The organism is Natronococcus amylolyticus DSM 10524, from assembly GCF_000337675.1.
GTDB lineage: Archaea > Halobacteriota > Halobacteria > Halobacteriales > Natrialbaceae > Natronococcus > Natronococcus amylolyticus.
This window is the reverse complement of the sequence record NZ_AOIB01000043.1, coordinates 67,081-86,795: the sequence shown is the minus strand read 5'-3', so window position 1 is coordinate 86,795 and position 19,715 is coordinate 67,081. Positions and strand designations below refer to the sequence as shown.

The 19,715-nt window shown below is 66.6% G+C and carries 19 protein-coding genes; 8 read left to right on the top strand and 11 right to left on the bottom strand.

The genetic code is table 11. The annotated features are described in order from the left end of the window. Positions 1-78 precede the first annotated feature (78 nt). The gene (locus C491_RS20825) at positions 79-591 is read right to left on the bottom strand and encodes a winged helix-turn-helix transcriptional regulator (protein WP_005559951.1); all 513 of its coding nucleotides are present in this window, start codon (positions 589-591) and stop codon (positions 79-81) included. 176 nt (positions 592-767) lie between these two features. On the opposite strand from C491_RS20825, the gene C491_RS20820 reads away from it, so the two are divergent. Continuing rightward, positions 768-1,118, top strand: a complete 351-nt coding sequence (locus tag C491_RS20820; protein ID WP_005559950.1) for a DUF7471 family protein — start codon at positions 768-770, stop codon at positions 1,116-1,118. Between the two features lie 9 nt (positions 1,119-1,127). Here C491_RS20820 and ribB read toward each other — a convergent pair whose 3' ends face one another. From ribB to C491_RS20800, 4 genes are all read right to left on the bottom strand, one after another. Then, a complete protein-coding gene (gene ribB, locus C491_RS20815; RefSeq protein ID WP_005559949.1) occupies positions 1,128-1,820 on the bottom strand; it encodes a 3,4-dihydroxy-2-butanone-4-phosphate synthase in 693 nt (230 codons plus the stop codon). Beyond that, a complete protein-coding gene (locus tag C491_RS20810; RefSeq protein WP_049892450.1) occupies positions 1,817-2,524 on the bottom strand; it encodes a DUF120 domain-containing protein in 708 nt (235 codons plus the stop codon). Before C491_RS20810 ends, ribB begins: the two co-directional genes overlap by 4 nt. Positions 2,525-2,712: 188 nt before the next feature. Beyond that, positions 2,713-3,744, bottom strand: coding sequence for a 4-demethylwyosine synthase TYW1 (twy1, locus tag C491_RS20805; protein ID WP_005559947.1), 1,032 nt, complete (start codon positions 3,742-3,744; stop codon positions 2,713-2,715). A gap of 107 nt (positions 3,745-3,851) precedes the next feature. Next, positions 3,852-4,157: a hypothetical protein gene (locus C491_RS20800; RefSeq protein WP_005559946.1), complete on the bottom strand. Its 306-nt coding sequence runs from the start codon at positions 4,155-4,157 to the stop codon at positions 3,852-3,854. Between the two features lie 140 nt (positions 4,158-4,297). Between C491_RS20800 and C491_RS20795 the strand changes: the two genes are divergently transcribed. Next, positions 4,298-4,639, top strand: a complete 342-nt coding sequence (locus C491_RS20795; protein ID WP_005559945.1) for a carboxymuconolactone decarboxylase family protein — start codon at positions 4,298-4,300, stop codon at positions 4,637-4,639. A 63-nt stretch (positions 4,640-4,702) separates the two neighbouring features. Here the strand turns inward: C491_RS20795 and C491_RS20790 are convergent, their stop codons facing one another. The 4 genes from C491_RS20790 to glpK form a co-directional block, all read right to left on the bottom strand. Then, on the bottom strand, positions 4,703-4,915 hold the full coding sequence (locus tag C491_RS20790) for a hypothetical protein (protein ID WP_005559943.1): 213 nt from the start codon (positions 4,913-4,915) through the stop codon (positions 4,703-4,705). 234 nt (positions 4,916-5,149) lie between these two features. Beyond that, the gene (locus C491_RS20785) at positions 5,150-5,833 is read right to left on the bottom strand and encodes an HAD-IIB family hydrolase (RefSeq protein WP_005559942.1); all 684 of its coding nucleotides are present in this window, start codon (positions 5,831-5,833) and stop codon (positions 5,150-5,152) included. 115 nt (positions 5,834-5,948) lie between these two features. After that, positions 5,949-7,067 (bottom strand): hypothetical protein, encoded by a 1,119-nt coding sequence (locus C491_RS20780; RefSeq protein ID WP_005559940.1) that lies wholly within the window; start codon positions 7,065-7,067, stop codon positions 5,949-5,951. A 2-nt stretch (positions 7,068-7,069) separates the two neighbouring features. Further along, positions 7,070-8,608: a glycerol kinase GlpK gene (gene glpK, locus C491_RS20775; RefSeq protein WP_005559938.1), complete on the bottom strand. Its 1,539-nt coding sequence runs from the start codon at positions 8,606-8,608 to the stop codon at positions 7,070-7,072. A 309-nt stretch (positions 8,609-8,917) separates the two neighbouring features. Here glpK and glpA point away from each other — a divergent pair, with 309 nt between their 5' ends. From glpA to C491_RS20755, 4 genes are all read left to right on the top strand, one after another. After that, on the top strand, positions 8,918-10,678 hold the full coding sequence (gene glpA / locus C491_RS20770; protein ID WP_005559936.1) for an anaerobic glycerol-3-phosphate dehydrogenase subunit GlpA: 1,761 nt from the start codon (positions 8,918-8,920) through the stop codon (positions 10,676-10,678). A gap of 1 nt (position 10,679) precedes the next feature. Further along, positions 10,680-11,966 (top strand): glycerol-3-phosphate dehydrogenase subunit GlpB, encoded by a 1,287-nt coding sequence (gene glpB, locus C491_RS20765; protein WP_005559934.1) that lies wholly within the window; start codon positions 10,680-10,682, stop codon positions 11,964-11,966. Positions 11,967-12,048: 82 nt separating this feature from the next. Then, positions 12,049-13,401, top strand: coding sequence for an anaerobic glycerol-3-phosphate dehydrogenase subunit C (locus tag C491_RS20760; protein WP_049892449.1), 1,353 nt, complete (start codon positions 12,049-12,051; stop codon positions 13,399-13,401). Further along, positions 13,401-14,561: a Cdc6/Cdc18 family protein gene (locus tag C491_RS20755; protein WP_005559931.1), complete on the top strand. Its 1,161-nt coding sequence runs from the start codon at positions 13,401-13,403 to the stop codon at positions 14,559-14,561. The genes C491_RS20760 and C491_RS20755 overlap by 1 nt, the downstream gene beginning before the upstream one ends. Before the next feature lie 108 nt (positions 14,562-14,669). Here the strand turns inward: C491_RS20755 and C491_RS20750 are convergent, their stop codons facing one another. Next, positions 14,670-17,633 carry an oligosaccharyl transferase, archaeosortase A system-associated gene (locus tag C491_RS20750; RefSeq protein WP_005559928.1) on the bottom strand — a complete coding sequence of 988 codons (2,964 nt, stop codon included), beginning with the start codon at positions 17,631-17,633 and terminating at the stop codon, positions 14,670-14,672. A 145-nt stretch (positions 17,634-17,778) separates the two neighbouring features. On the opposite strand from C491_RS20750, the gene aglG reads away from it, so the two are divergent. Together aglG and C491_RS20740 are read left to right on the top strand one after the other, a co-directional pair. Next, a complete protein-coding gene (aglG, locus tag C491_RS20745; protein WP_005559926.1) occupies positions 17,779-18,738 on the top strand; it encodes a glucosyl-dolichyl phosphate glucuronosyltransferase in 960 nt (319 codons plus the stop codon). Between the two features lie 110 nt (positions 18,739-18,848). After that, a complete protein-coding gene (locus C491_RS20740) occupies positions 18,849-19,328 on the top strand; it encodes a hypothetical protein (protein WP_005559924.1) in 480 nt (159 codons plus the stop codon). Positions 19,329-19,373: 45 nt separating this feature from the next. On the opposite strand, the gene C491_RS20735 is transcribed toward C491_RS20740, so the two are convergent. Next, entirely contained in the window at positions 19,374-19,679 is a 306-nt protein-coding gene (locus tag C491_RS20735; RefSeq protein ID WP_005559922.1) for a hypothetical protein, read from the bottom strand. Positions 19,680-19,715: the final 36 nt, after the last annotated feature.

Genomic DNA, 19,715 nt, shown 5'->3' with positions numbered 1-19,715 from the left:
GTCGCCCAACGGGTACGCAGCTGTCGGCTTCCGGGCGTCGTACGGAACGGTCGACTCCCGTCGTCACCGTGAGCTCGGTTACCCCCCGAGCAGGTCGTCGACGAGGCGGGTAAACCGGTCGAGCAACCGGTCGGGAACGGTCGGTTCGACCGCCGACAGCAGTTCGCCGGTCCGTTCGGGGTTCGCCAGTCGGAGAACGACTCGACCGCGCTCGTCGTAGGTCTTCTCGACGACCTTCTGTTCGACCAGCCGGTCGAGGTGGTACTCGAGCGTGCTCCGGGCGATCCCGACCGCATTGGCGACCCCGCCTGGCCCCGTGGGCTCGTGTTCGATCAGGTGGACGACGATCTCACGGGCGGTTTCGCGCCGGAACAGTGCCAGCATCGCCCGTTCGTGTTCGTCGTACCCGGGCGCGTAGTAGTGAGTTCGGCCGTAGAACTCCCCCCGAACGAGTTCGCCGTCGTCGATCAGTCGGCGAACGTGGTACTGAATCTGTCCCGGTGCGAACGACGACTCCCTCACGAGTTCGTTGAAGTGGATGCCGGCGTTGGCGTAGACGTGCGTTCTGATCTGTCGTCTCGTCTCTGTCATTGCGATTGGTTCCGTCGGCGGACGGCGTCGGCATCGGCTTTCGTTTCGCTCCCGGGTCGGGCGCCGACCGAGTCACCACCCGCGGTTCGTACCGGCGTTCCGTTCCGGACGACTATAACCCTGTTTTTACGATCGAAGCACATAGGTAACTCTCCGCTCGACGTCTACCAACGGAGATGCAGCACACGAACCCGTTCGACGTCGGGTGGGTGGACCCCCAGCTGACGCCCGTCCTGCTCGCCGTTATCGTGCTCGCGGTCGCCGGAACGACGGTACTGTTCTGTATCGGGGTCGTCGCCTACTCCCGGCGGCGGTCGACGCGGTATCTGCTGGTAACGATCGCACTCGGATTGCTCGTCACCCGCTCGCTCGTCGGACTGGGAACCGTCTTCGGGCTGGTTCCGATGACGGTCCACCACCTGGTCGAACACGGCGTCGACGTCTCGATCGCCGTGCTCATCCTCTACGCGGTGTACCGAAGCGGTCCCGGAACCGACCAATCCCGGTTCGAAACCGACGGCGACTGACGATCCCGATCAGGCCAGTCGCTCGAGAACGTCCCGGCCCTCGAGGTAGACGTAGTCGTGGCGGTCGGCGTAGGCGCGGGCGTCGGCGGGGGTGAGCGCCTCGCCGGTCTGGTCGTCTAACATCTCGCAGACGACGACCGCGGGCGGGAGGTCGGCGGCGCCGGCGAGGGCGAGGCCGAGTTCGGTGTGACCCTCTCGCTGGGCGAGCAGGTCGGGAGCCGCTTTCAGCAGGTGGACGTGACCAGGGACGCGGAACTCGGTTGCGAACTCCGTCGCAGACGGTTCGGCCGCGGCCTCGCCCAGGGTTCGGATCGTCAGCGAGCGGTCGGCGTCGGTGATCCCGGTGTAGGTATCACGGTGGTTGACCGTTAGCGAGAACGACGAGCGCTCGTCGTAGCCGAGTTCGTGGTCGGCTGCGGCAGGGTGATCGATCTCCTCGGTGTAGAAGGGAAGGTCGAACGCCTCCGCGACCTCGTGGGCGAGGGCGACACAGACCAGCCCGCCGGCGTCGTTTCGCATGTGGGCGACGGCGTCGGACGTGACCGCGTCGGCGTGGTAGATGATGTCCGTCTCTCCCTCGCGGTCGGCCGCGTCGTGGACCAGTACCGGCTCGCCCGCCCGCAGCGACTCGAGGGCGCGCTCGAACGCCGCCGGCGCCTGCTCGCCCGCGCCGGCGTTCGCGCTGGCGTGGCGCCCGGTCATCGACGATCACCCACGGTGACCGTCACGCGATTCCCGTCCTCGAGTTCCAGCGTTTCGCGGAGCTTCTCGGGGGCGATGACCTCGAGTTGGTCCTCGTCGTGGTGGGTTCGTTCGGGCGCGATGATGTGGGCCTCCTCGTAACGCCCGCCGTCGGCGGTCTCGACGGTCGCGGGGTGACAGACCGCGGGACCGTAGGTCCGGTCCTCGTCCTCCCAGCCGTCGATCGGCACCGGCTCGAGGGAGGCCATCGCGCTCCGGCGGCGAACGCTGTCCTCTCGGAGGTCGACGTTCAGCGTTCCGGGAAACGGCTCGTAGCCGAGTCGGTCGGCGAACTGGCGTTTGTACCCCGACAGCGAGATGTAGTGGCGGCCCTCGCCCATCCCGCTGGTGACGGTCCCCTCGAGTTCGACCTCCGGGTCGCTCTCGAAGATGCGTCGGTAGTCCTCGTACTCGGCGTGGAGCGCTCGTTCGCCCGCGTCGGTCACCGCGACCCACTGCCCGTCGCTGACGGTATCGCGCTCGAGCAGGTCGGACGCCTCGAGGCGCTGGAGCCGGCGCGAGGCCGTCTGGTTCGACGCCTCGAGGCGCTCCGCGAGGCGGGAACAGGAGATCTTGACGTCACCCTCGAGCCCGCCCTCGAGCGCGAGCAGCTTGAGAACGGCGAGTTCGTCGTGGCCGACGGCGGACTCGGCTGACACTGACATACCTAGAAGGTTCGCGGGGGCACTCAAAAGCGTATCGGATGTGGAATGCGTAACAGAACTGTGATGCAGTTGGCGGCCGTTTATTCGGTTCGTACTGAACGTCAGCCCGACGTCGATAAAAGGCCTCCGGCTAACACCTTCGCCCCCCGGGGACGCTAACGAACCGACGGTACGGGACGACGGTCGGCTCAGTCGCCAGTCACCGGGTCCCGCTCCCAGAACTCGCTTCCCTGCTCGAGTTTGGGTACCCACGTTTCCTCGTCCTTCGCGAGCAGCGCCACGCGCGACGGTGGAACGCCACGGAGTTCGGTGAACTCGGGCATGTACTCCTGTACCTGTTCGGTGAAGTCGACGACCTCCTCGTGGTCGGGCATCGACGAGCGGTCGAGTCGTCCCTGGGAGTGGCCGACGTGCATGTACGCCTTCAGCTCGAGGAAGTCCGGATCGGCCTGCTGGTAGAAGCCGGCGTACCAGTCGGGGTGGTGCATGTTCTCGCCCTTGACGAGCGTCGTCCGCAGCACGGTCCGCGTTTCGTCCTTCTCGCGGAGGACGTCCATCGTCTCGAGCAGCCGATCCCAGGCGTCGTCCTCGACGGCCTTGACCACCTGGTCGAAGGTGTGGCGCTCGGCGGCGTCGACGCTGACGTACAGCTGTGTGGGATCACACTCCCGGAGCACCTCGGGTCGGGTGCCGTTAGAGACGAGGAACGTGGTGATATCCCGGTCGTGAAAGGCCTCGAGCAGTTCCGGCAGGTAGGGGTACAGCGTCGGCTCGCCGTCCAGCGAGATGGCGACGTGGCGGGGCTCCATCGCCTCCTCGAACACTTCGCGGGGGACGTCGTCGTTGCCGCCGAAACCCGACAGCAGCTTCTTCTGGAGGCGGATCGAGGCGTCGACGACCGCCTCGGGGTCGTCCCACTCGACGTCGCCCAGCTCGTAGGCGTGACCCCGGTGGTCGCGCCAGCAGAAGACGCAGCGCTCGTTGCACTTGACGACCGGCGTCATCTGAATGCAACGGTGGGACTGGATGCCGTAGAAGACGTTCTTGTAACACCGTCCCTCGCCCCGGAGGGCGTTCGCCGTCCAGCCGCAGGTCTGGGCCGCGGTGTGGTTCTCGCTGTGGTAGTTCGGGCTCGAGATCTGGGCGGGAGTGTCGTCGGCTCCTCCGTCGTCAGCCTCGGGCGTCCCCGACCCGGTTGCGGGATCCGCGGAGTCGCTCATGTTGATCCCTCCTTGCTCGGGCGCGGGCAAAAGCCGTGTGGTGTCGGTTCGCTCGCTCGAGGCCCGGCGCGCCGTCGCCGACTCGACGAGCGAGGCGGCGAGTAACGCTACTTCTGGTGTGGCAACGTCCCGGGTTCGACCGGTTCGTCGTCGCCCTCGTCGTCCTCGTTGACGATCTCTCGTTCGAACGTGTAGAGTACGATTCCGGTGTTAGCGGTCATGATCACGCCCGTCATCGGCGCCGGGGCGAACAGGTACAGTCCCACCCCGAGCAGGAACGGGACCGCCGCGATCGCGGCCCACAGCCGCGGCCGGGAGATCTCCTGGCCGATCGCGTCCCGGTGAACGAGCGCGAAGATCGCGGCCGTCGCGCTGAGACCGAAGGCCCCGACTGCGACGTCGAATCCGTCCATACCCGAGAGTCGGGGCGGTCGATAGAAAAGCGTTCTGCGACCGCTCGCTCGAGCGGATCGCCCGGCCGTGCGAGCTGATTCCCACGGACCGGGCTCCGGCAGAACTATCTTGTCGGTTCGGACTGACGCCTCGCACACAGATGGCCGATCAGATAGACGATCCCGACGAACTGCCGTCGACGGCGGGCGAGTTCGCAGACGACTACCCCGAGGTCTGGGAGGCGTACTCCGACCTCGGCGAGGCGTGCTCAGAGGCCGGTCCGATCGACGACGAGACGAAGCGGCTCGTCAAACTCGCGCTCGCGATCGGCGCCGGGTCCGAGGGTGCCGTCCACTCCCACGTCCGGCGCGGGCTCGACGAGGACGTCGATCCCGAAGCGCTCAAACAGGTCGCCGCGCTCTCGATCCCGACGCTCGGATTCCCGCAGGCGATGGCCGCGATCAGCTGGATCGAGGATCTCACCGACGAGGACGAGGCCTAACGCAGTCCAGACTTCGGTTCCGTTTCTTTCGCGAGTCCTCGAGCGACGCGAGACCAGGCGCAGTCACGTCTCGAGGGAGGCCGTATCCCCGAGCGAGTTACTCGGACGCATCGACGCGCTCGAGCGAAAGAGGACGACGACGGCGGCGAGCGCAACGCTCATCGTCAGCAGTGCAAAGAGGACCTGTAGCTCGTAGCCGCTGACTCGAGTCGTCGTCCAGAGGTGGAGTCCGGTCGCGAGGACCAATCCCAGTCCGACGATCCGTGCTCGAACCATAGTGGATAGTCGTCCTATATGGACAGATAGCTGAATTACTACCCAGTTGCCGGTCGCAGAAACGGAGAATCCCCACGCTCTCCCTGGTCAACTCGTACGATAGCGTCAGCCAGGATCGAGCGACAGCGAAATCCTGGCGACAGCGCGCGCCACCGCACCGATCGTCGATCGGTTCGAAGCGGTCCCGTCTCCGACGAGACACTGGAAGCACCGTCGTTGAGGCGGGTCCGAGCGTTATCGGCTCTCCCGAACGCGCTCGAGTACCGACAGCGTTCCGTCGGCGTGGACCTCCTCGAGCACCTCGTCTGCCGCCTCGGTCGCGGCCGCGTCGGCGTTGGCCACCGCGAAGCTCCGGCCGACGGCCTCGAACGTCGAGACGTCGTTGACCGAGTCGCCGACGGCGACGGCCCCCTCGAGGTCGAAGCCGACGTGGTCGGCGATCGTCTCGACGCCGTCGCCTTTGTTCGGATTCGTGTCCTTGACGTGGTAGGCGTAGCCGGTGTCGACGACCTCGAGGCCGTACTCGGCGGCGATCTCCCGGAGCGGTTCGATCGGTTGCTCGAGGTTGATCGCGACCTCGGTCTCCCGCCAGCGGTTGACGGTGTCCTCCTCGCCCCACCCCAGCTCGTAGCCCGCGCCCCGATACCGTTCGGCGACGGCCTGGGCGGCCTCCCGGTCGGCGGTGAAGAAGACGTCGTCGCCGGTGTAGACGACGCCGCCGTTCTCGGCGACGACGAGTTCGGGCACGCCGACGAAGTGACAGAGGGCGACGGGGTAGGGGAAGGCCTTCCCGGTGGCGATCACGACCGGTGCCTCCCAGTCGCGGATCGGGTCGAAGACGCGCGGGTCGATCCCCCACCGATCGGGGCGGGTCAGGGTGCCGTCGATGTCGAGAACCAGCGGCGGGTCGGCGGTCATGACGGGACGTCGGGCCGCGGTCGCCTAAAGCGAACGGATCCGGACGAACGCGAGTAGGGTCGCTCGAGAGCGTGTCGAACGCGGCGATAAAACCGAAAGAAGGGTTAGCGAGCGATCAGAACCACGGGACCCAGACCGTCGTCGGGAAGACCCCCAGGACGTACAGGAGTGCGACGAGGAAGGTCCCGAAGACGATCGCCGCGGCGGGCGGGTCGACGTGGGTGTCGCCGTGGGCGAAGAACACCCGCTGGAAGAGCTCGCCGAACAGCGCGGCGATCACGCCAACGACGAGCCCAACGATCAGGGCGACCTCGGTCCCGGTTCCCGCGAGCAACGCGCCGCTGTCGTAGGCGACCGGTGCGCCCTCCGCGATCCCGCCGTCGGCGGGGACGTACACCGCCAGCGCGGCGGTCGCTGCCGGCAGCGTGATGTGGTGGGTCACCGGGATCTTCTCGACGCCGCAGTTGAGGAAGACCAGCGACGCCGCGCTGATTCCGAACCCGAGGAACGCGCTGCCGGTCACGATCCCGACGTAGGCGCCGAGGATCCCGGCCGCGAGCCCGAGCATCGCAACGTGATCCCACTTGTACTGGTGGGGGAGCCACGGTTCTACCTTCAGGCGCTCCTTCTGTGGCGCTGCGGCAGCCGTCGGCTTCCCCTCCGCGCGGTCGGTCGCCTCGCCGCCGTCGGTCGCAGAGTCGCCGATGACGCGCATCTCCTCGCGCTCGAAGGGGCCCATGTCGAGGATGTTCGCGCCCCGGACCTTGCCGATGATGCTGTAGCCCAGAATCAGCCGGTGAGCAAAGGCCGAAAGGACGACCCCCATCGCAATGGGGTCGTAGGGCATGCCGAGTTCGGCCGAGAGCGTAACGAGCCAGTAGCCGAGGATACCGAACGCGCCGCCGACCGCCAGCACGTCGGGTTTCGTCCCGAGCGCGTAGGCGATGTTCTTGGCCTCGTGGTAGTCGAAACCAGTGTCCATATACCCCCGCCTGGCGGCGTACGCCGTTGCCGCCACCCCACCGGCGAAGCTAATCGCCGGCGAGAACGGTGGGCCGAACGCGACCTGATCGGTGATCGCGGCCGCCTCGGGATCGACGAGCGTCGCGGCCTCGCCCGCGATCACCATGAAGCCCGTGAAAATAAACGCTGGCAGCGGGCCGAGCGCGGCGCCGAAAGCGCCCCCGCCGAACGCGGCGATGATCTCGGCGAGATCGAGAAGCGCGTCAAGCATGCTCAGTCACCGTCCCGGGCCCAGTCCCGCGATCTATCGAGCGCGTCGCCCCAGCGGTCGTACTTCCGGTTGGCCTCGCCGCGGTCCATCTCGGGGTCGAACTCGCGGTCGATCTGCCAGTTGTCGCGCAGCCCTTCGATATCCTCCCAGTACCCGACGGCCAGTCCGGCGGCGTAGGCCGACCCCAGCGCCGTCGTCTCGTCGACCTGCGGGCGGACGATCTTCGAGCCGATGATGTCGGACTGGAGCTGACAGAGGTAGTTGTTCTTGACCGCGCCGCCGTCGACCCGGAGGCTCGTCATCTCGATGCCCGAGTCGGCCTCCATCGCCTCGGCGACGTCGCGGGTCTGGTAGGCGATCGACTCGAGGGTCGCCCGGACGACGTGCTCCTTGCGGGTACCCCGCGTCATCCCGACGATAGTGCCGCGGGCGCGCTGGTCCCAGTGCGGTGCACCGAGGCCCGTGAAGGCGGGGACGACGTAGACGCCGTCGGTCGAGTCGACGCTGCGGGCCAGCTCGGCGGTCTGGGCCGGGTTGTCGATCAGCGTGAGGTCCTCGAGCCACTCGATGGCCGCCCCGGTGACGAAGATCGATCCCTCGAGGGCGTACTGGACCGACTCACCCGAGCGCTGGAAGCCGATCGTCGTCAGCAGTCCGTGGTCGCTCTCGACGGCCTCGTCGCCGGTGTTCATCAGGAAGAACGAGCCCGTTCCGTAGGTGTTCTTGGCCTCGCCGGCGTCGAAACAGGTCTGACCGAACAGCGCGGCCTGCTGGTCACCCAGCGCCCCGGCGACGGGGACCTCGGCCTCGAGGAACCCCTCGGGGTCGGTCGAGCCGTAGGTCGCGTCGTCGCTCGAGGGTCGAACCTCCGGAAGCATCGCCTCCGGAATGTCGAACTCCTCGAGGAGTTCGTCGTCCCACTCGAGGTCGTGGATGTTGTACAGCATCGTCCGCGAGGCGTTCGTGACCTCGGTAATGTGCTCGCCGGTGAGGTTGTAGATCAGCCAGCTGTCGATCGTTCCGAACAGGACGTCGCCCTCGGCCGCCCGATCCTGGATGTCCGCGGGACGGGCCCGCTCCATCTTGATCGGATCGGCGTTCTCGAGGAGCCACTCGGCTTTCGTCGCCGAGAAGTAGGCGTCGGCCTCGAGCCCGGTCTTCTCGCGAACGGTGTCGACGAGGCCGTCTTCCTCGAGCTGCTCGACCCGATCGGTCGTTCGTCGGTCCTGCCAGACGATCGCGTTGTGGACCGGCCGTCCCGATTCGGCGTCCCACAGCAGCGTCGTCTCGCGCTGGTTCGTGACGCCGATGGCCTCGAGCTGGTCGGGGCTGATCCCCGCCTTACCGAGCGCCGTCGTCATCACGCTCTTCGTGTTCTCCCAGATCTCCATCGGGTCGTGTTCGACCCATCCCGGCTCCGGATAGATCTGTTCGTGTTTCTCGTAGGCGTTGGCGACGACCTGCCCGCCGTGGTCGAACACCATAAACCGCGTTCCGGTCGTCCCCTGATCAACCGCGCCGACGTACGTCTGTGCTGTCATTCGTGGTCACCCCGGATCGTCCCGAGCGATGTCTTTACTGACGATCGCATCCTACTGGTAAACATTTCCTACGATCATTATAAACGTTACCGAAACAGTAGGATAGCTGTTACTAGGACGGGTGCGGGTCGTGTTCGAACCGGTCGAAATATTTCGCTTTAGGTGCCCGAGCGTCGATCGTCCGGGGGGTATTATTCGAAAAGCGAGAGTGTTCCGTTCCGAACTCATCAGCCGGCTAGCCGAACGTTACTGGCGGTTCTCTCCCGTCGATAAAATAAAGACGGACGAAAGCGATGTACGGACGAAGGGATGGCACACGACACCGAGGTTCTCGTACTCGGGGGCGGCTCGACCGGCTGTGGCATCGCCAGGGACCTGGCGATGCGCGGCCTCGAGGTCACGCTCGTCGAGCGAGGCAATCTGACCGACGGGACGACGGGCCGGATGCACGGCCTGCTACACAGCGGGGGACGATACGCGGTCTCGGATCAGGCCAGCGCGGTCGAGTGTATCGAAGAAAACGAGATCCTTCGGGAGATCGCCGGCCACTGCGTCGAGCTGACCGGCGGGCTGTTCGTCCAGCGCCCCGAGGACCCCGACGACTACTTTCGGGAGAAACTCGAGGGCTGTCGCGACTGCGACATTCCCGCGAGAGTTCTCTCGGGCCGAGAGGCCCGCGAGGTCGAACCATATCTCGCGAAAGACGTCAAGCGCGCCATTCAGGTCCCGGACGGAGCGATCGATCCGTTCCGCCTGTGTGTCGCGAACGCGATCGACGCCGAGAACTACGGTGCCCGGGTCGAGACCCACGCCGAAGTGATCGACCTGCTTCGGGACGGCGACGACATCTACGGCGTGACGGTGCGCCACGACTCCGGGCCGGGCAAGCGAACGCACAAGACGCCCGGGACGACCGAGGATATCACGGCCGACTACGTCGTCAACGCCACCGGCGCCTGGGCCGGCCAGATCGGCGCGATGGCCGACTTAGACGTCGAGGTCCGCCCCTCGAAGGGCGTGATGACGATCATGAACGTCCGACAGGTCGACACGGTCATCAACCGCTGCCGGCCGAAGGGCGACGCCGACATCATCGTTCCCCACGAGACGACGGCGATTCTGGGCACCACGGACGAGGAGGTCTCCGATCCCGACGACTACCCCGAGGAGAAGTGGGAGGTCGACATGATGATCGACACGCTCTCCGAGCTCGTGCCGATCCTCGAGGAGGCCCGAACGATCCGCTCGTTCTGGGGCGTCCGGCCCCTGTACGAGCCTCCAGGACGGGGGACGAAGGATCCCACCGACATCACGCGTGATTTTTTCCTGCTCGATCACGCAGAGCGCGACGGCGTCTCCGGGATGTCCAGTATCGTCGGCGGGAAGTTCACGACCTACCGGGCGATGGCCGAGGAGATCTCGAATCACGTCTGTGACCAGCTCGGCGTTCGCGCCTCGTGTGCGACCGCCAAGGAGGCCCTGCCGGGCAGCGAGAACCTCGCCGTCCTCGAGGAAGGGATGGACGACTTCGGCCTGCGCTCGCCGATTGCCCGCCGGAGCAAGCAGCGACTCGGAAGCCGGTCGCAGGAGGTGCTCGAGACCGACGACCCCAATCCAGTGGTCTGCCAGTGCGAGGGCGTCACGCGAGCCGAAGTGCAGGACGCGATCTCGCAGTCCGGCTCGGACCTCAACGCGGTCCGCATCCGGACCCGCGCGTCGATGGGCAACTGTCAGGGCGGCTTCTGCTGTGCGAACATGGCCAACGAGCTCCATCCGGAGTACGACGAGGAGACGACCCGGGAAGCGCTCGACGAACTGTTTCAGGAGCGCTGGAAGGGCGAGCGCCACGCCCTCTGGGGGGAACAGCTCTCCCAGGCGATGCTCAACTACGCCCTGCACGCGACGACGATGAACCGGGACAACGACCCCGCGAACCGCACGGAGGGAGTCGACTACGGTGCGTTCGATTCGGGCGCACAGACCGCCTCGCCAGCACGCTCCGACGGCGGGAAGCGAACCGACGGTTCGCGATCCTCGTCAGATCTTCGATCTGACGGAGGTGAGCGCTGAGATGGCGATTACAGACGACGTCCTCGTGATCGGCGGCGGGATCGCGGGCGCGACGACAGCCCTCGCCGCGGCCGAGGAGGGCGTCGACGTCCGACTCGTCACCCACAAGCAGAGCACGCTGCGAAACGCCAGCGGGCTGATCGACGTGCTGGGCTACACCCACGAGGGCGAGGGCCCGATCGTCGACCCGTTCGAGCGACTCGAGGAGCTCCCGAAGGGCCACCCCTACGAGCGGGTCGGCACCGAGGCGGTCCGCGACGCGCTTTCGTTTTTCGACGCGGTCGCCGGCGACGCCTACGCGGGCAGCCACACCGACTCGAACGCGCTGGTGCCGACCCACGGCGGAACGGTCAAACCGACGGCCCGATACCCGGTTTCGACGGCCGCCGGGCTGGCGAGCGACTCACAGGACACGCTGCTGGTCGGCTTCGAGACGCTGACCGATTTCGACGCCCCGCTCGCGGCCTCCCACCTCGAGGCCGCGGGCGCGCCGTTTTCGGCCCGCGGCGTCACCCTGCAGTTCCCCGGGATCGTCCGTGACGACGCGAAGCTCACGCGGTACGCCCACCTGCTCGATCACGAGGAGTCCGTCTCGACGGGGTCGGGCGACCGATCCGCCCGCGAGGCCCTCGCCTCAATCGTGAAACCGCACCTCGAGGGCGAGTCCCGCGTCGGTCTCCCTGCCCTCCTGGGTGACGAACACGCCGCGGAGGTCCGGGCCGATCTCGCCGAGTCGCTGGGCGCCGGCGTCTTCGAAGTACCGATGGGACCGCCGAGTTTGCCGGGGATGCGCCTCGAGGATCTGCTGTACGACGCGCTCGAGGACGCCGGCGTTCGCGTAACCTCGGGCGTGCCGGTGGTCGACTACGAGACCGACGAAGCCGGAGCGATCGACCACGTACTCGTCGACCGCCACGGCCAGGAGATCCCCCACGAGGCGAGCCAGTACGTGCTCGCGACGGGCGGGCTCGTCGGCAAGGGCGTCCGCAGCGAGCGCGACCGGGTGTTCGAGCCGATCTTCGACTGTTACGTGCCACACGCCGACGACCGCTACGACTGGTTCGTCGACGACGTCTTCGGCGAGCAACCGTACGCCCGCTTCGGGCTGGTTCCGGATCGGGAGCTGCGGCCCCTCGGCGCCGACGAGGAGCCCGAATTTTCCAATCTACGGGCGGCTGGAGCGGTGCTCGGCGGGTACGACTACGCGGCCGAGAAGTCGGGCGCCGGCGTCTCGCTGGCCACGGGGTACGTCGCTGGCGGTCGGGCCGGGACGGAGGCGAACAGATGACTGTAAGGACGGTATCGACGAGAGCGACTGACGCGGACTCGAGCGGACCGAACGAGCGAGCGCGATCTATTCAGGTGATTCGATGAGTGACGCAGAACAGCCGATGGACGATCACGTACCGGGCGAGGAAGAGGGGTTCGAGCCGATCGAGGTGTTCCCCGAGGCCGAGGATATGGACCTCCGGCCGGGCGCTGACAACTGTTACAAGTGTTCGACCTGCGACACGAACTGTCCCGTCGCCGAGGTCGACGACGAGTTCCCCGGACCGAAGTTCCAGGGCCCCGAGCAGTGGCGGCTCAAACGCCAGGAGGACCACGACATCGACGACTCGGTGATGAAGTGCTCGAACTGCATGCGCTGTGACAGCGCCTGTCCCTCCGAGGTGCCCCTCTCCCAGATGCACAACACGGCTCGCGCCGAGTACGTCGAGGAGAACATGAGCAAGCTCTCCCGGGAGTACTGGCGCAACCGGATGCTCTCGAACTACCGGAAGCTCGCGCCGCTGGCGGCGACGTTCCCGCGGACCGCCAACTTCGTAATGGGGCTCTCGGCCACCCAGTGGATGGGCGAGAAAGTGATGGGAATCGCCGGCGACCGGGAGTTCCCCGAGTTCGCGACCCAGACGTTCCGCGGCTGGTGGACCGAACGCGGCGGCAACGACACCTCGAGAGAGCAAGCGCGGGCGGCGCGAGCGAGACGCGGCGAGGACCTCGAAAACCCCCACAAGCGAATCGCGTACTTCCACGGCTGCTACTCGAACTACAACACGCCGGAGGTCGCGAAGGCACTCGTTCGGGTCTACGAACACCTCGGCTACGAGGTGATGGTCCCCGAGCAGTCCTGTTCCGGGACGCCGATGTTCGCCAACGGGATGCTCGAGGACGCCCGCCGAGCGGCCGAGACCAACGTCCGCGAACTCGCCGACGCGATCGAGAACGGCGCCGATATCGTCGCCTCCTGTAGCTCGTGTTCGATGTCGATCCGCCAGGAGTACCCCGAGCTGTTCGACTTCGAGGGCACCGAGGACGTCGCGGCGAACACCTGGGACGCCGTCGAGTACCTCCGGGTCCACGAGGACCTGAAAGGCGAACTCGAGGGCACCGCCGTCGACGCGGAGTTCGCCTACCACGCGCCGTGTCACGCCCGCAACCAGGGACTGGACGGCCAGACCGTCGAGGTACTGAGCGCGATCGACGGGATCGACGTCGAGGACGTCGGCGACTCCTGTTCGGGCATCTCCGGAACGTACGGCTGGAAGGAGGAGAACTACGAAACCTCCATGAAGATCGGCGAGGAGATGTTCGAGCACATGGAAGACGCGGAAGCGACGACCGGACTCACGGAGTGTCCGACCTGTTCGATGCAGATGGGCCACGGCACCGGCTACGAGATCACCCACACCCTCGAGGTCCTCGAGGCTGCGCTCGTCGACTGATGAACCTCGAGGAGCGCATCGCCAGACGACGATCCGCGCACCGAACGAGCGGGATCGTCGTCAACCGTAACCACCTCAGTCCGGTCGTCCATCGCGCGGAACCGGTGGGACGAGGCCCCGTCCTCGAGCAGTTGCTCGACGCGCTCGAGCCGGTGTTCGACGACGAGCTACCCGAGTCGGCCGCGCTCGTCGGGCCGGCGGGAGCCGGCACGTCCGCGATCGTGACGGCGCTGTTCGACGCGCTGAACGAACGGTTCGGCGAGCCGACCCGAACGATCGGCACGACGACCCGGGCCGGCAGCTCCGGAACGGTGACGTGGTTCGTCTACGTCGACGCCCGCCGCGTCGGAAGCCCCTTCGCGTTCTACCGGTCCGTGCTCTCGATGATCTCCCCGAACTCGGTCCCCGAGAGCGGCGTCGGGACCGACGACCTGCGGGACCGACTCCGTAGCCAACTCTCGCGACCGGACCGGGGAGCCGTCGTTGCCGTCGATCACCACGACGAGCCCGAGACGCTCTCGTACGATCGCGTTCGCGAACTCGTCGAACCGGTAAGCGAGAACGTCGCGACGCTCGCCGTTGGCCAGCACGAACCCGACGGCTGGCGCGGGACGACGGTGACGGCATCGGCCTACCGTCACCACGAACTCGTCGACGTCCTCACCGATCGGACGTCGACGGGGCTGACGGCGGGCGCGCTCGATCACGAGACCGTCCGCGAGATCGCAGTCTGGGCCGACGGCAACGCCCACGACGCCCTCGCGGCGCTGTTCGGCGCCGCGGTGCTGGCCGGCGAGGACGATGCGGATCGGATCGAACACTCTCACCTCGAGCGGGCGATGAACGACGTTCCCGACGACGGCGTCCACGTCGACCGGGCGCTCTCGCTGTCGGAGACGCGCCAGCGGGTACTGTGTGACCTGATCGCCGTCGACGCGGCCGACCGATCCATTCGCGAGGTTGCGACCGAAATCGCGGATCGATCGGGGCTGACCGCCGGAACGGTCAAGCGATTCCTGTACGAACTCGCCGATCGGGGCGTCATCGAGCGGGTGCCGTTGCCGACGACCGGGAGCGGGCGCCGTCCGAGCACGGTTGTTCCCCGGTTTCCGACGATCGCGTTCCGAGCGCTGGCCGCGACCGACGGCGAGTCGTCGTGAGCAACTCCGTCGGATAGCGGGGTCGCGACGAGACACCGTCCGACGATCGCGTCGATGGCGAACACGTAGTAGGAGCTTCTCACTCGAGCCAACGGAAAAGGGGCGAAGTCAGTCCGCGAGTCCGGCCGCAGTCGGAACGAGCGAGCCGGCGGTATCGTCGTCGGCGTCCTCGTCGTTATCGTCGGCGTCAGCGGTGCCGGCGTCATCATTCTCGTCGACGTCAGCGGTGTTGGCATCCTCACCATCGTCGGCGGTGTCGACGTCATCGTCCTCGCCAGCGCCCGCATCGTCGGCGCCGTTCTCGGTATCGTCGGCGTCCTCGAGTTCCGTCTCCTCGAGGTCGACCTCCATAGTGTCGCCCTCGATGACCGCGCTCTCGGGAACCTCGAGGTCGCCCTGCTGGGGTGTCTCGCCCTCGACGGTCACGGTGTAGTCGTCGACGGCCTCGACGGCGCTTTCGGTGTAGCCGTCCTCGACGTCGAGTTCGTCGTCGGTCGCGTACGGTACCGTCAGCTCGAACTCGCCGTCCTCGTCGACTTCAGCGTCCTGCTCGTAGGTGAACGTGCCGCGGTCGACGCCGGAGTCGAGCTCGAGTTCGGCGGTCACCGCCGTCCCCTCGTCGGCGTCGGCGGTGCCGACGATCGTCGCGCCATCGACGCGTTCGTAGGTCTTGACGCCGGCACCCTCGCGCTCGTCGACGTACTCGACGTCGACGTCGGGGCTCTGCTCGAACTGCGAGAGCTGGACCTCCGTCTGCTGGTCGAGGGGCTGGTTGATCGCGACCTGATGCTGGCCGGTCTCGTCGGTGAGCACCTGATCGGTCTCGGGGTCGATCAGCGCGTAGCTGACGAAGCCGGCCTGGCGCTGGTCGTTCTCGTGGACGAGCCGGTAGTTCTCCATCCCCGCAGCGTCGTCGAAGTAGAGACCCGCGACCATCGTGTCCTCGTAGGGAACCTCAAGGCGCTCGTCGACGTCCTCGCGGTCGATCTCCTCGCCGGGCTCGACGTCGGGCGTGACGTAGTGGTCGTAGTCGGGACCCGACCAGGCGGTCATCGCGCTGAACTTCCCGCCCGCCATCTGGTCGTCGATCATCACGTACCGCATCTGCTCGTCGGCGTCGTCGTCGACCGTCGCCTCGAGCTCCTCGAGCGGACGCACGTCGTCGTCACCGTCGAGCGGGTCCTCGCCGGTCGCGATCGCCTCGAGGATCAGTTCGGCCTCCCGCTCGGATTCGGCGGTCAGGAACGCCGAGGCGGTCTCGGCGTTCTGCTGGAACGGGTTGGAGTGGGGGATCCGCTCGGCCTGGGTCGTGATCAGGTGGCCGTAGTCCCACCAGGACATCACGCCGTAGGCGCCGTCGGGATAGTCGAAGTCCCCGCCGTCGGGGTAGTCGTAGCTGCCGTAGTACTCGAGTTCGTCGGCGTAGTCGGCGTCGCCGTAGTTACCCGGCTCGGGTGTGCTCGACTCGAGCCAGTGGGTCGACTCCTCCCAGACCATCGCGTCGGGGTGTGGCCCCGTCGCCTCGCCGCGGTCGATCGCGGTGTCGCCGTCGGCGGCGACAACGGGCAGCAGTGGCGCGAACAGGAGCAGAACGACCACGAGCAGGATGATGAGCTGGTAAGTTTCGACTCCCTCGAGCGAGCGCGCGCCGCGCTGGAGGTCGAGGTCGAACAGCCGCAGGACGTCGGCGACGAAGACGGCGTTGACCACGGCGACCGCGAGCACGAGGTAGTACGAGAAGCGGATCTGGGTTGCGGACATGCTGATCAGGAACAGCGACCAGACGAGGATCAGCGTGTACTCCGCGCGGTACTCGCGGCCGAACAGCGGTCGGACGACCAGCAGCGCGAGTCCGGCGAGCATCGTGTAGAACGCGGTCCCGAACTCGCCGAAGACGTGGGCCGTGAAGTCATCGGGTGGCTGGGCCTCCTGAATCGTCAGCGTTCCCGCGTCGGGGTCGAGCGGGATGAGTCGTCCCGTGAGGTTTCCGACAAGCGTGTCGTAGAAGTCAGGCAGGACGAGCCACATGACCGCGAACGCGCCGACGATCAGCGCGGCGATCGCGCCCGGGTAGATGCGGCGATCGATCCCGCGGGCGTTCCACTGGCGGGCGAACCAGGCCATAAACAGACAGCCGACGGCGACCAGCGCCGCGGTGCCCGGCTGGAGGTAGCCGAAGCTCGTGACGCTCGTGCCGGGCTCCTCGATCAGGAGGGCGGTCGCGACCGCGGTCACGCCCAGCGAGACGGCGCCGACGAACGCGACGTGGTCCGGAGAGATCCCCCGGACGTAGTCGAGACAGAGCTGAACCGCGAAGAAGACGCCGAAGATCCCAATCAGGACGACGCCGGGGGGCCAGACCCAGATGTACAGCGCGAGCGCGACCCCCGCCAGCGCGGCGTAGATCGTCGGTTGTCGGAGCGCGTCCCAGTTCTTGTCGGCGACGAGTTCGTAGATCGGCTGCTCGCGCTCGGCGACCCGCAGTGCGGCCATCATCGCGAGGACGGCGATCGCCATGAACAGCACCTCTGCGACGTGGTGTTGAAGCTGACCCGCGGTGGTTCGCGTGAGGAACTGGCCGGGCGCGAGCGCCAGCAGGACGACGGCGACGAGTCCGCCGACGGTCCCGCCCAGCCGTCGGCCGAGATAGAAGACGGGGATCGCGACCAGCGCCGCCATCGCCGGCACCGCGAGCAGCGAGACGGTGTAGAGCGTGCTCGAGGATGGATCCCCGAGACCGACGATCATCGCGGCGGTGACGATCAGCTGGTCGAAGAGAGTTCCGAACTGACCGACGTAGTTGCCCGTCGGGAAGCCGGTCCAGACCTCGTACGGCATCGTCCGAGGGTAGTTCTCGGCGGTCCACTGGATCGTCCGCCAGTGATACCAGGAGTCGACGCCCGCGAGCGCGGGGGTGCCGTCCTCGGTGACGAAGGCCTCGTACGACTGCGTCCTGACCCAAAACATAAACAGCATCACGGCCCCGACGACCGGGACGTGGTACCACTCCGCCCACGAGCCGAGGACGGACGATTCCGTCCGCTCCTCGGCTCGTTCGGTCTCCGTACTCATTAGGTTTCACGAGAGGGAAGCCACGAATAAGCTTTCTCATACCACCCAGATTATTTTACTTTCATAGTCAGTGGATAGTTCTACTCGGTCGGGATCCGAGACCGACGACAAAGTTTATTCTCCCCTCATCGAAACGGGTCTCCCGATGAAGGTCTCCGCCGTCGTCTGTACGTACGCGATAGAGCGCTACGACGTCTTCTCGGAGTGTGTCGACAGCGTGCTCGCACAGACGTACGACGACCTCGAGGTCGTGATCGTCGTCGACGGCAACGAGGCCGTCTACGAGCGCGTCCGCGAGGAGTACGGGGACCGCGAGGAGATCGTCCTCCGCTGCAACGACGAGAATCGGGGGATCTCCTACAGTCGCACTCGAGGGGCCGAGATCGCAAGCGGCGAGGTCGTCGCCTTTATCGACGACGACGCAGTTGCCGAACCCGACTGGATCGCGGAGCTCGCCCGAGTCTACGAGGAGACCGACGCGATCGCGGTCGGAGGGCACGCGAAACCCGACTGGGTCACCGAGAAGCCTGACTTCTTCCCCGAAGAGTTCTACTGGCTCGTCGGCTGCGACGAGCGCGGGATGGGCGAGCATATGGAAGAGCTGCGCAACACCTACGGCTCGAACATCTCCTTTCGTCGCGACGTCTTCCTCGATGTCGGCGGCTACGACGAGAACACGGGGCGGAAGGGCGACCGCCACATCCAGGCCCACGAGGCCCCGGTCTGTATCCGGATGGCGAACCGGTACGGCAAGGGTGTGATCTACAACACGGACGCCGTCGTGAACCACAAACTGTTCGACTACCGCGGCGAGTTCCGGTGGCTCGTCTTTCGCTCGTTCTGGCAAGGGTACTCCAAGCGGATCATGGACCTCCTGTTGCCCGAAGCCGCGGGCGACAAGAACGAGTATCTCCGACGGCTCATGCTCGAGTTCGTTCCCTCACGGCTCCGGGACCTTGGACGTGAACCCTCGAGCTCGAAGGTTAAACAGCTGGTCGCAATCTTCGTGTTCACCGCAGCGGTCGGTTTCGGCTACCTGTACGGACTTGTGCAGTCCGACGACGCGCTCGTTCGGGAGGAGCTCGAGGACGCGTCGGCCGCCTGAGCGGGCTCGAGCCACGTCGATCGAGAGAAGTGCGAAGCCACGGGAATCCGCGGTCGAACGGACCGAGAAACACCCGAAAGCACTTGCGGGAAAACGGGAAACGACGCCCGATGGATCGTCGTACGTTCCTTGGTTCCGGTGGTGTCGCCGTCGTCGCGCTCGGTGCGGGCTGTTCGTCGTTGGCCGAGTGGAACGATCCCGACCCGGTTCGGCTCGGCGGGGTCTCGCTACACAGCGCGGATACGGAGTCATCACACCGGTTCGACGCCGAGGTGTTGCGGGACGGGGACGTCGTCCACGCCTCCACGCACGAGATCCGGGCCGCGCGCGAACTCGACGGCGGCGGTCAGCGCAACTACGGGGCGCTCGTGGACTGTGAATGGGGGAGTTCGCGAGGCAACTACGCGGTACGCGTCCGGGTGGACGGCGGCGACTGGGAGATGGAGTCCGTTCCGGAGCTGGTCGAAGCGAGTGAGCTGGACGACGACTGCGTCCTCGTCGACGCAACGTACGATTCGTCGACCTGGATCCGCCTCGAGGGATCTTGCGACGACGGGGATCCCGATCACGCGTGCGAGTTCGCGACCTGACCTCACAGGAGAGAGACCGCTCGCCGCTGTCGCCGTCGTCTGCCGTCATCTGCCGTCGCGCACCCGACCGCTCGTTCTGACCTGGATCTCGAATTTGTTCGTCCCCCTGATCCAGTCGACGTACCCCTGCAGGCGGTCCGCGGATCGCAGGGCCTCGATCGTATCGTACGACTCGCGGAGCTCCTCGTTCGTGAACAGGGCGTGAATCTGTTTGTGACAGGGCCGGCAGAGCATCACCGTCGGGCTCGTGGCCCGTTCCTCGGGGCGGAGGTGGTGTTCCTGGACGACCTGAGGATCGTCGATCCGCTCGTCGGGGACGACTCGTCGACAGAGCGCACACGTCGTCGGCATCGACCTGGATAGGGGTTCGTCGAGCAAAACGCCTCG

Bases quoted from the DNA above. Each gene is read 5' to 3' on its own strand.
- C491_RS20800 (WP_005559946.1), bottom strand. From the start codon at position 4,157: ATGGACGGATTCGACGTCGCAGTCGGGGCCTTCGGTCTCAGCGCGACG.
- C491_RS20740 (WP_005559924.1), top strand. From the start codon at position 18,849: ATGGATCGTCGTACGTTCCTTGGTTCCGGTGGTGTCGCCGTCGTCGCG.
- C491_RS20825 (WP_005559951.1), bottom strand. From the start codon at position 591: ATGACAGAGACGAGACGACAGATCAGAACGCACGTCTACGCCAACGCC.
- C491_RS20760 (WP_049892449.1), top strand. From the start codon at position 12,049: ATGAGTGACGCAGAACAGCCGATGGACGATCACGTACCGGGCGAGGAA.
- C491_RS20785 (WP_005559942.1), bottom strand. From the start codon at position 5,833: ATGACCGCCGACCCGCCGCTGGTTCTCGACATCGACGGCACCCTGACC.
- C491_RS20790 (WP_005559943.1), bottom strand. From the start codon at position 4,915: ATGGTTCGAGCACGGATCGTCGGACTGGGATTGGTCCTCGCGACCGGA.
- C491_RS20810 (WP_049892450.1), bottom strand. From the start codon at position 2,524: ATGTCAGTGTCAGCCGAGTCCGCCGTCGGCCACGACGAACTCGCCGTT.
- glpB (WP_005559934.1), top strand. From the start codon at position 10,680: ATGGCGATTACAGACGACGTCCTCGTGATCGGCGGCGGGATCGCGGGC.
- C491_RS20795 (WP_005559945.1), top strand. From the start codon at position 4,298: ATGGCCGATCAGATAGACGATCCCGACGAACTGCCGTCGACGGCGGGC.
- C491_RS20735 (WP_005559922.1), bottom strand. From the start codon at position 19,679: ATGCCGACGACGTGTGCGCTCTGTCGACGAGTCGTCCCCGACGAGCGG.
- glpK (WP_005559938.1), bottom strand. From the start codon at position 8,608: ATGACAGCACAGACGTACGTCGGCGCGGTTGATCAGGGGACGACCGGA.
- C491_RS20755 (WP_005559931.1), top strand. From the start codon at position 13,401: ATGAACCTCGAGGAGCGCATCGCCAGACGACGATCCGCGCACCGAACG.
- ribB (WP_005559949.1), bottom strand. From the start codon at position 1,820: ATGACCGGGCGCCACGCCAGCGCGAACGCCGGCGCGGGCGAGCAGGCG.
- C491_RS20820 (WP_005559950.1), top strand. From the start codon at position 768: ATGCAGCACACGAACCCGTTCGACGTCGGGTGGGTGGACCCCCAGCTG.
- glpA (WP_005559936.1), top strand. From the start codon at position 8,918: ATGGCACACGACACCGAGGTTCTCGTACTCGGGGGCGGCTCGACCGGC.
- aglG (WP_005559926.1), top strand. From the start codon at position 17,779: ATGAAGGTCTCCGCCGTCGTCTGTACGTACGCGATAGAGCGCTACGAC.
- twy1 (WP_005559947.1), bottom strand. From the start codon at position 3,744: ATGAGCGACTCCGCGGATCCCGCAACCGGGTCGGGGACGCCCGAGGCT.
- C491_RS20750 (WP_005559928.1), bottom strand. From the start codon at position 17,633: ATGAGTACGGAGACCGAACGAGCCGAGGAGCGGACGGAATCGTCCGTC.
- C491_RS20780 (WP_005559940.1), bottom strand. From the start codon at position 7,067: ATGCTTGACGCGCTTCTCGATCTCGCCGAGATCATCGCCGCGTTCGGC.